The sequence below is a fragment of the Undibacterium sp. Ji50W genome (genome assembly GCF_049340445.1).
In the GTDB taxonomy this organism is placed as follows: Bacteria; Pseudomonadota; Gammaproteobacteria; order Burkholderiales; family Burkholderiaceae_D; genus Undibacterium.
The window spans coordinates 1-282 of record NZ_JBMPOX010000089.1 but is presented as its reverse complement, the minus strand read 5'-3'; the positions used below and the strand labels follow the sequence as shown (position 1 = coordinate 282).

The following is a 282-nucleotide window of genomic DNA, read 5'->3' as shown; positions in this document are numbered from 1 at the left end:
CTAGTGTAGTGCTTCGTTTTTCTTTGAACCAAGCTGGCGATTTGCGCGGATGACTTTCTGCAGAATGTCATTGGCCTTGGCGGTCCAGACAAAAGGTTTCGGATTTTGATTATGCACATTGATGTATTGCTCAATGGCGGTGACCAATTCTGGAACGCTGCGAAAGACACCGCGTTCAAGTCGGTCTGTTGAAATGCTTCGGAAGAAGCGTTCGACCATGTTGAGCCACGATGCCGAGGTCGGCGTGAAGTGCATGTTGAAGCGCGGGTGATTGGCGAGCCA

Annotated in this window: 1 pseudogene; it reads right to left on the bottom strand. The window is 50.7% G+C overall.

The features are described from left to right. Positions 1–282, bottom strand: a pseudogene (locus tag ACO0K9_RS28150) (IS630 family transposase); the annotation flags it as partial.